General features: G+C 36.8%; 8 protein-coding genes and 2 pseudogenes. 3 read left to right on the top strand and 7 right to left on the bottom strand.

What is annotated here, in order from left to right:
• The first annotated feature begins 449 nt into the window (after nucleotides 1-449).
• The 3 genes from KA830_RS13160 (at nucleotide 450) to KA830_RS13150 (ending at nucleotide 2868) form a co-directional block, all read left to right on the top strand.
• Nucleotides 450-593: a hypothetical protein gene (locus KA830_RS13160; RefSeq protein ID WP_002360221.1), complete on the top strand. Its 144-nt coding sequence runs from the start codon at nucleotides 450-452 to the stop codon at nucleotides 591-593.
• Nucleotides 594-846: 253 nt separating this feature from the next.
• Nucleotides 847-2274 carry a chloramphenicol/florfenicol efflux MFS transporter FexA gene (gene fexA / locus KA830_RS13155; protein WP_113555347.1) on the top strand — a complete coding sequence of 476 codons (1428 nt, stop codon included), beginning with the start codon at nucleotides 847-849 and terminating at the stop codon, nucleotides 2272-2274.
• A 177-nt stretch (nucleotides 2275-2451) separates the two neighbouring features.
• On the top strand, nucleotides 2452-2868 hold the full coding sequence (locus KA830_RS13150) for an NAD(P)H-dependent oxidoreductase (protein WP_031883923.1): 417 nt from the start codon (nucleotides 2452-2454) through the stop codon (nucleotides 2866-2868).
• Nucleotides 2869-3150: 282 nt separating this feature from the next.
• On the opposite strand, the gene KA830_RS13145 is transcribed toward KA830_RS13150, so the two are convergent.
• The 7 genes and pseudogenes from KA830_RS13145 to KA830_RS13115 form a co-directional block, all read right to left on the bottom strand.
• Nucleotides 3151-3516 carry a DUF6262 family protein gene (locus KA830_RS13145; protein WP_000619629.1) on the bottom strand — a complete coding sequence of 122 codons (366 nt, stop codon included), beginning with the start codon at nucleotides 3514-3516 and terminating at the stop codon, nucleotides 3151-3153.
• 1 nt (nucleotide 3517) lies between these two features.
• A pseudogene (locus KA830_RS13140) lies at nucleotides 3518-4255 on the bottom strand (tyrosine-type recombinase/integrase); the annotation flags it as partial.
• Nucleotides 4256-4940: 685 nt separating this feature from the next.
• Nucleotides 4941-5990 (bottom strand): 23S rRNA (adenine(2503)-C(8))-methyltransferase Cfr, encoded by a 1050-nt coding sequence (cfr, locus tag KA830_RS13135; protein WP_001010505.1) that lies wholly within the window; start codon nucleotides 5988-5990, stop codon nucleotides 4941-4943.
• 118 nt (nucleotides 5991-6108) lie between these two features.
• The gene (locus KA830_RS13130) at nucleotides 6109-6288 is read right to left on the bottom strand and encodes a hypothetical protein (RefSeq protein WP_013356267.1); all 180 of its coding nucleotides are present in this window, start codon (nucleotides 6286-6288) and stop codon (nucleotides 6109-6111) included.
• A 243-nt stretch (nucleotides 6289-6531) separates the two neighbouring features.
• A complete protein-coding gene (istB, locus tag KA830_RS13125) occupies nucleotides 6532-7284 on the bottom strand; it encodes an IS21-like element ISSau9 family helper ATPase IstB (RefSeq protein ID WP_000358824.1) in 753 nt (250 codons plus the stop codon).
• Nucleotides 7277-8824, bottom strand: coding sequence for an IS21-like element ISSau9 family transposase (istA, locus tag KA830_RS13120; RefSeq protein ID WP_032495648.1), 1548 nt, complete (start codon nucleotides 8822-8824; stop codon nucleotides 7277-7279). Before istA ends, istB begins: the two co-directional genes overlap by 8 nt.
• Before the next feature lie 108 nt (nucleotides 8825-8932).
• A pseudogene (locus tag KA830_RS13115) lies at nucleotides 8933-9370 on the bottom strand (site-specific integrase); the annotation flags it as partial.
• Between the last annotated feature and the right edge of the window lie 137 nt (nucleotides 9371-9507).

The raw sequence follows: 9507 nt of genomic DNA, 5'->3' as shown, positions 1-9507 counted from the left end.
GGTGTTACATCTTATCAAGAGTAAATTACTAAAAATCCATTAACATCAATGTTTTTACTTTAAGAACATATATTTAACGTGTTAAATCAAATGAAAAAATACAATGTAATTATTAGATGACAATTGATTACGGTCAGAAGAATGTACCACAAATAAAAAAACTAATTCCTTTTTATTTTATCGAGGAATTAAGCTTTTGACCTGCAACAATCACGCCCAATTTCGGAATATCTATAATATGATTTCGATCTTAAATTATCTACTTTAACTGACGCTACCTGCTCGTTAAAGAAGACCTATTTAAAAAAGTTTATACTGCACCTGCCTTTATTATGTAAGTAAAAGTAGTAAAGCTTTAAATTGGTTTTCAAAAAAGTAGGGTTGATTATTTCTTTTTCATCAATTATTATTGTGTTATTATCACAATATGAGAAAGGAGGCAAAAAGTAATGGGAATTGATTTCATTAATGTCGAGTTTAGAAAGCATGTAAAAGTTTCAGGGGATTTAGGTACAACGGGATCAGTATGTCCTTTTTCACAAAAACAAAAAATGGAAACACTACCGGAAAACTTTTTGCCTCCTTTTATATAATGGGCAAAAATTTATGAATCTATTGCATTTGTAAAAATGCATACGAATGATTAGGCACCGGTTGTTAAACTGGTGCCTTTTTTTTGTTTGATCAGTTCAGTTAGTTTGGAGAACCGAATCTTTAATCATGCTGTAGAAATATGGTGAGTTCGTTGATTTGGTTTTACAATATAAATAGATATGAGGTGAGGTTTATGGTGAAAGCAGTGGATTTAGCCTCCTAAAATCACAATATATTTTAGGAGGAAATAAAATGAAAAAGGATAGTAAATCTAAAGAAATGATTCAATCTGAAAAAAGGGGTTCTACTAGGCTTTTAATGATGGTACTCTCCCTATCTGTACTTGTAGGTGCAATTACGGCTGATTCAGTCAATCCCGTACTTCCACTAATAAGCAAAGATTTAGAAGCTTCGAAATCTCAAGTGAGTTGGATAGTTAGTGGTATTGCACTTGTTCTTGCGATTGGAGTTCCGATTTATGGTCGAATCTCAGACTTTTTTGAGTTACGAAAGCTATATATCTTTGCCATTATGATTCTGGCAAGTGGTAGTCTTTTATGTGCAATTGCCCCGAACCTCCCATTGTTGGTTTTGGGAAGAATGGTTCAGGGTGCTGGGATGTCCGCAATTCCAGTTCTATCAGTCATTGCAATTTCGAAGGTTTTCCCACAAGGAAAACGTGGGGGAGCTTTGGGAATTATCGCAGGAAGTATTGGTGTTGGAACTGCTGCTGGTCCAATATTTGGTGGAGTAGTTGGTCAATATTTAGGGTGGAATGCCTTGTTTTGGTTCACATTTTTGTTAGCCATTATGATTGTTATTGGTGCCTACTACGCGTTACCGACAATTAAACCGGCAGAATCCGTAGGAAGCAATAAGAACTTTGATTTCATTGGTGGTTTATTCCTCGGCCTCACAGTAGGATTACTCCTTTTTGGCATCACTCAAGGAGAAACTTCTGGTTTTTCTTCGTTCTCATCGTTAACTAGCCTAATTGGTTCTGTTGTAGCTTTGGTGGGATTTATTTGGAGAATTGTTACCGCAGAAAATCCATTTGTACCACCTGTCCTGTTCAATAACAAGGATTATGTCAATACGGTCATAATTGCATTTTTTTCGATGTTTGCTTATTTCGCTGTTCTTATGTTCGTCCCATTACTAGTCGTTGAGGTGAATGGACTCTCTTCTGGACAGGCTGGAATGATATTGTTGCCAGGTGGTGTGGCTGTTGCAATCTTATCTCCCTTCGTTGGCCGTCTTTCTGATCGATTTGGGGATAAACGTCTGATAATTACTGGGATGACTCTGATGGGGCTGTCTACCTTATTCTTGTCCACCTATGCATCTGGTGCTTCACCTCTGTTAGTTTCCGTGGGGGTCCTCGGAGTAGGGATTGCTTTTGCATTCACGAATTCTCCCGCAAATAACGCCGCAGTAAGTGCACTCGATGCAGACAAGGTTGGTGTCGGAATGGGGATTTTCCAAGGTGCTTTGTACCTTGGATCAGGAACTGGAGCAGGTATGATTGGAGCATTATTATCCGCTCGACGTGATGCTACTGAGCCGATAAATCCATTATATATATTGGACGCTATGTCCTACTCAGATGCGTTCCTTGCAGCTACAGGGGCAATACTCATTGCCTTAATAGCTGGATTAGGTTTAAAAAAGCGTGGGTAATAACTTAGTTATGTAAAGATTAGTTATTGTTTAGTTCATCTTCTATAGTTTAAGCTGTAAATAAATAGCTTAGGAATCACGCAAATTTGAATTTCTTAGAATAGAATACTTTTAAGTAACTCAACTTTCGTACACTGTTTTATTGGTGCGAAAGTTGAGTATGTTAAGGATGAAACAATGAAAACATTGGTGATCGTTTCTCACCCAGATATGCCAAATTCTCGAATCAATAAAGTTTGGGTAGAAAAAGCAGCGTCTTATTCAAACGAAATTACCATTCATGATCTTTATAGAGAGTATCCTGATTTTATTATGAATGTAAAAAGAGAGCAGGAATTAGTTGAAAATCATGATAATATTATTTTTCAATTTCCATTATATTGGTATAGTTCTCCTTCATTATTAAAAAAATGGATCGATGAAGTGATTATATATGGATGGGCTTACGGATCAAAGGGTAAAAGAATATTTTATAATCGAAAATTAGGATTAGCTATATCAGCTGGCGTAAAAAAAGGTGAATTTACAAGTATGGGTAAAAACAAGCATACATTAACCCAGATGTTAACACCATTCAAATCTTTATGTGCATAGATTCATGCTGAATATGTACCAGAGTTTGTACTTTACGGTGCTAATTCGGATATGAAGGGCGAAGAGATACAGAAAAGTGCTAATGAGTATTTGCAATATATTAAAAAGTATTATTTAAGAGCATAAAACACTTCTGCGATCATGCCAACAATACTAGAAGAAAGCCCATTTCCCCTTAACACATTTAGGGAAATGGGCTATTGAAGTTATTGAAGGTTTTAGCGATTTCATTTTAGGTAGCCAATTCAAAGTGCCCAATAAATTCCAAGAAACACAAATCTGCTAAAACAGCTTGCCATGTAATTTTTGAACTTGATCCTTTAACCGTTCATTCTCTTCTTCTAACGCCTTTATACGGCTTTTTAAGGTTTTTATTAATACGTCCTCTGAACGAGGGCTTTTACTAGGTTTACGGGGGGTTAACTCACTTATCTGCATCCCTCTTAATGTCTCCACTCTAGTTCTAATATCTTTTTGTTTGTAAAGCCATGACTTTGAAACATTTGCTTTTTGTGCAACGGAATTAAAATTAATCTTCTCTTCTTTCAATGCCATCTCTGAAATTGTCTTTTCAACCCTAATTCTTGTTTTCTCCGACTTGTCTTTAGCTAGCTGAACTATGGCAGTTGTGTTACCTTTTCTAATCATTTTAATTCGTCTCCTTTAACGAATGAATAATCTGTTCTAATCTATTTTTAACACGTTCATTGGTTTCAACCTGACGCTGCCATTGGTTTTGTTTAGCCCTATTTAGTATTTCTTTAGTTCGCTCTAAGTGCTCTTCATGTTCAGTAAGAAATTGTTTACTTGTACAGAAATTCGTACAATCTAAACATGCATTTGCGTGAGGACATGGTCCTGCAATTACTGGTAACCGACAATAGCCATTAGGAAGTGCCTGTGCATTGATATTCTTTTTAAACCATTGAAGATCTGTATTGTCAGCTTCAGTATTTTCCTCACTTAAATCCAGAATGCTACCGTTATTCGTTACTAAGGTTTCCTTAAATTTCGTAAATTCCTTCTTTAGGGTTTCATCAAAAATATGTGCATATCTTGCCGTCATTTCCGGTGATTCGTGACCCAAGAACTTCTGGACAATATGTTGTGGCACTCCGTTATTTATCATTCTAGTGCCAACTGTATGCCGAAAGGCATGAGCATGAAAACGAAAAATTTCTCCGTTGCTGTCCGTTATCTTTTCTTCATAAGCTAGTTCATTTAATTTAACCCTAAAGGTATCTTGTTTCAATGGTGAGCAATCTTTTCGGGGAAACACATATACACATCCATCATCGAGTTCATCAGCCACCCTTTGCTCTTGAACTAATATCAATGCAGCAATTTCTTTAGAAATAGGAATGATATGCTCTTTCTTCATTTTATCAAGAAACGTTCGTAAAAGTATATGTAAATTAGAGAACGTTCACAATTTATTTTCATATGTTTATGAACGGTACTTTCTCTTTATATAGGGTCACTTAAATAGTGTTCGTAAAAGTGTACTTTTACGAACGCTAATAAAGTGAGAAATCAAATGATATTAAAAGGTTTTCAAAAAGTTGAAGAAGAACTTAGCAAGAGGGTTTCAGATTATATAATTGAGGAGGGTTTTATGAAGCTGAACGCATTCCCGAATACTTTCAAGTTGTTCTCTAGAGAGACTACATAAATTAACTGCCAAAGACTACATTTTTAGAATGCCATAAACATCTTCAAGTATATATTTCATTAACTTACATTTGTATTTAGGGAGAATAAAAAATCCTCCCAATTATTATTGGAAGGATTATCTATTCATTTATACTAAATAAGAGTTTTTTGTCATTCGACAAACAAAACATCTAGTTAAACTGATTTAAAAAAAATGGATGACTAATCCTATATCTTAGTACTTTGAAACTTATTCATTTCAAATTAGAAGAATACAGATTAGTTAATTATCTTCCACCCAGTAGTCCATTCATATTTGAAGAAAATACTAGCATAATTGAGTTATCAAAATAATATTAATTGCATTAATATTATTTAAAAATTCACCTTATTATATCAGCTATATACCTTGTTCAATACTATTGGCTATTTTGATAATTACCATATAATTGACCACAAGCAGCGTCAATATCAATCCCAAATTGACTTCTAATTGTGACATGGATACCAGCAGACTTCAAAACTTTGTAAAAGGCTTCTACCTGCCCTTCGTTTGCTTCTCCATACATCTCAGGTGCACTTATTGTAGGATTGTATCGTATCAAATTTACATGATATAACTTCCCTGATTTATAGCGACTTTTAAGAAGGCTAACAACTTCGTTTGCATGCTCAAGAGAATCATTTACACCAGGCAACATGATATAAGCTATATATACTTTCCTTGAAGTTAATCTTATATGTTCATCGAGTATATTCATTACCTCATCTATTGGGTATCTATCATTTATTGGCATCAATTTGCTGCGTTCCTCACTATAAGGTGAGTGTAATGAAAATGTAAGATTTACTTGAGGATATTCCTGGGTTATTTTTTTGATACTAGGTATAATACCAATCGTTGATATAGAAAGTCTACGAGGACTTAATGCAAATAAATTAGGATCCGTAAACGAATCAAGAGCATCAAATACTTGACGGTTGGCTAGAGCTTCACCCATTCCCATAAAAGAAATGCTATCAATTTGATGACCTAATAAATGGAAGTATAAAACTTGATCTGTTATCTCATCTACAGTTAGGTTTTTTTTCAATCCAATGTCGCCTGTAGCACAAAATTTACACCCAAAATTACATCCGCATTGTGATGATATACAAAATGACTCCCAACCTGCTTTATACTTCATGTTTACCGTTTCTACTCTCTCATTCTTTGATACTTCAAAAAGCACTTTCGTAACTTGCTCTGAATTTTGCTCTGCTAAGAGCTTGATATTCAAAACTGTTTCTCCAAAATTATTTATTAAATCCTCCCTAAGTAATTTTGGAAGAACCTTCATATCCTCAAATCGACTAATTCTTTGTTTAAAAATCGCATTGGTTATTTGTTTTATTCTATAATCAGGCTCATTATTACTTCTTAAAAATTCCTGTATTTTACCATACTTTGTTTTATTATTAAAATTCATTTCTTTCATCCTTTCACAATTTGCTCTAGTTAAGAATCAATTTCTTTTTGCACACAAAAAAAACACAGATAAAAATTACCGGTGCCGAAAGTCAAAACATACAAATATGCATATTTCACTACATAAAACAAGTATGTTGATGATCTTGTTTTAAACTTATCCATAGTAGAGGCAAAGCTCCGGCAACTGTTTTTATATCATTGTTTAGTTTAAAAAAGGACAGACTACTCCCTTTAATAGCTAAACGGTTTCCGATTTTTGTATTTTCACCGAATAAGATTCTAAAAACAGTTAACATAGCTATTACCTCCTTTCACTAATTAATATACTTAGCCTGTACTGTAACATTTTAATATTCAAATGTAAATATTAAAGTTAGCAACATAATGTAAAACCTAAATCAACCAATTTTATAAAAACTTTTAGTGCCTTGTCTTCATCTGATATTTATGGACTGGGGAAACCAACTGGACGAGATAGAAGGTGGGGGTGTATTTCGCAACTGAAAATTGAGCCATTTCGCAATTTAATTTTGAGCCACTTATGAATGGCTATTTTCAAGCCACTTTTGCGTTTCTCTCATTCGGTAAGATGGGCCGATCATATTCACCACGTGCGATTTATGCGTCAAGCGATCCGTCAATGCGGCGGTCAAAATAGGATCATGGAATACCTCTTCCCATTTCGCAAAAGACAGGTTGCTCGTAATAATGGTTGAGGATCGACCAGCACGCAACGACAAATGTGTAAACAGTAATTCAGCCCCTTCTTTATCGAAGGAAATGTAGCCTAATTCATCAATGATAACGAGGTCATATTTCTCAAATCGCAATTCGAAAGAGCGTAAGGTCCTTTCGGACCGGCTTTCCTTCAACTGATTGATTAAGGACGAGACACTGGCGAAATAAACCTTGTAGCCCGCTAAACAAGCTTCTACCCCTAAGCCGATCGCCAGGTGGCTCTTGCCGGTTCCTGGAGAACCGGTCAGAATCACATTCTGTCCAGCTTTGATGAAATCGAGCGTCTGTAAGTTGGGCAGTTTTTGCTGCGCATCTGTCGGCAGCGCTCGAGTATCAATCTCCTCCAGCAGCTTTTTCTCCGGAAAGTTCGCACGGCGGATCCGTGTGGATTTAGACCGGATCCAGCGGTCATTCTTTTCCTTCGTTAACACGGTGTGTAACAGGTCAATCGCAGGTGTCGTTTCCTGGAATGCTACGTCTTCTTCGACCAACTCACGGATGCCAGGAAGACGTAATTCTTTGCACAGGTCGATGACGCTTTGCTTTTTATCCATGTTCAAGCACTCCTTCATCGACTTGATTGAACATCGCTGAAAAGGCCTTAATGTTTTGAAGCGCCTGTTCGACCGTCTCGTCTGGATGCAGCGGTACCGCAGGTACCAGATCTGTTTGTTCGCTCAGAAAGATTAGCTTTTCGGTCGTGATGTCGCCGAGACCTTTTGTCTCAATCTGTCGGACGGCAGCCATCACGTTATCCCACTGATTTTTCTCACGTACATAAAGGAGTAGCTCTAGAAAATCTTTCTCTTTTCCGATATAATGGTTTTCGAAGAGTTTTTTAATTTGATTTGGTGCTTGGCTCAAACATTCACTTTGAGCTAAAGCGCCTTTTTTCTTTGTGAAAGTTTTTATGTAATGATAGAGATCCATTTCCCATTGATGAACACCCCAATTTCTCCGATGTTCTGCGACGAATTCCCCTTCAATAAAGAGACGGACTGAATCCGCACTTACCTTTGCACGAATCCATGCGCCTACATGACCTTCAGGTACGGAATACCGATTTTGCTTAATCGTGACGGTGCTATATTTATCTACCCGACATTCCACGACTTCCGAAACATCGAATGGCAGAGGAAGCGCCTCTTGAGCAGCGGCAACTTTTTCCTGGTCTTTCAATTCTATATGAGCGAGTTTCTTTTCATGGTGAATCCGTTTATTGAGCGACAGAATGGTTTGGGCTAGACGTTTCTGGGCGTCTTCAAGAGAAGGGAATGCGATGTCATACGAAAATGCTTTTCTGCGAACAACCTCCACACTCCGTTCCACATGCCCCTTCTGGTTTCCTTTTCTTGGCTCGCAGAGCCGGATCCGGAATTCATAGTAATTGGAGAGGTTGATCATGCCATCCGTGATTTTCCGGTCTGTTCCGACAAACGATTTCACCACGGTTCGCATATTGTCGTAAGTGAAAACAGAGGGAACGAAACCTAAGTGGTCAATCAGTTTGGTATGTGCATCCTGTATGCAGATCATCGTCTCGGATTCATAAAGCAGCGCAAACCGGTAATTGCTGTAAGCCAAGGTGAAGACCGCCAGTGAATAGGACTTCTGTTTCCCGTCAATCACCAGTTTTACTTCTCCCCAATCAAATTCCACTTCCCAGGCCGCTGAATAGCGTTGGCGAATATAGACCTCTTTTGTTCGTCTCTCCTCGCTATTGACGAAATTCCGAACCGTTGTATAGCCGATATCGTACCCTTCTTCTTGCAGTTTTTCATACATATCAATCTTTTTCATTTGTTGCTTGCTCATGTTGTTTTTGCGTTTCCATTCATTGTCCTGAATGAACCCCTTGAGCCTTTCCACAATCTCTTCCGTCATTTTACGTTTCACTCCAGCCCTTTTCTTGTAGGAGGGAGGCGATAAAATATCTTCTGTAACCGGCAGGTTACGAACATCGGTCGCCTTACTCTTCTCAAAGGCTTCGATATATTTGGATACGGTGTTTCTAGAGACCTTCACTTCTGTGGAAATTTGTCTTTGGCTGACATCTTGAAGATGCAGCTGAATCACCTGTTGCTTCTTGTTCAACGTAATCACTCCTGTTTTCCCCCTAACGATTGTGCTAGGGTTATTTTCCTACAGAAGTGGCTCAGTTTTCAATTGCGTTGGTGGCTCAGTTTTAAGTTAACATATACAATGGTGAAGAAACCCCTTAAAGTTTCTTCCTCTTGCTTCTTTAGACATATCTATAGCTTTAAAATTTTCTGTGCGATTTAAATACTCTAAGAAACTAGTTACAGCGTTAAGTATGGAATTAACTGATGTTTCCTCTCTTTTAGCCTTCTTTGGTTGTATATCTATTACCTTTAAATGCCCTGCTGGATTTCTTAACCATCCTACAAAGTTTGCTAAATCCTCAAATTGTAAATCTCCTAATTCGATTCTACTTTGGCTCATAAATTCATAAAACAGCTTGAGATGATAACAATATGTTTTAATGGTATTTGGAGCTTTGCCCGTATTATCCAAGTACTTTATAAATCGCTTAACCGGTTCTATCACTTCAAATTCTTTATCTAGCAGTATGTATAACGGATATGATTTTTCCTCCACAATTACTTTCTGAACCTTCATCTTTCCACCACCTTTAAATACTTTAACTACTATTAATAATACCCTTATATATTTAATAGTTAAAGCACTGTAATTAAAAAATCCTAAACTTCGAGTACTTAGAGTACTCTAGTTTAGGATACTATGTTTAATACATC

It is taken from the genome of Staphylococcus sp. GDY8P119P, assembly GCF_017892075.1.
GTDB classification, from domain to species: Bacteria; Bacillota; Bacilli; order Staphylococcales; family Staphylococcaceae; genus Staphylococcus; species Staphylococcus ureilyticus.
Note: the sequence above shows the minus strand (reverse complement) of the source record. Positions and strands in the feature narration are given on the sequence as shown.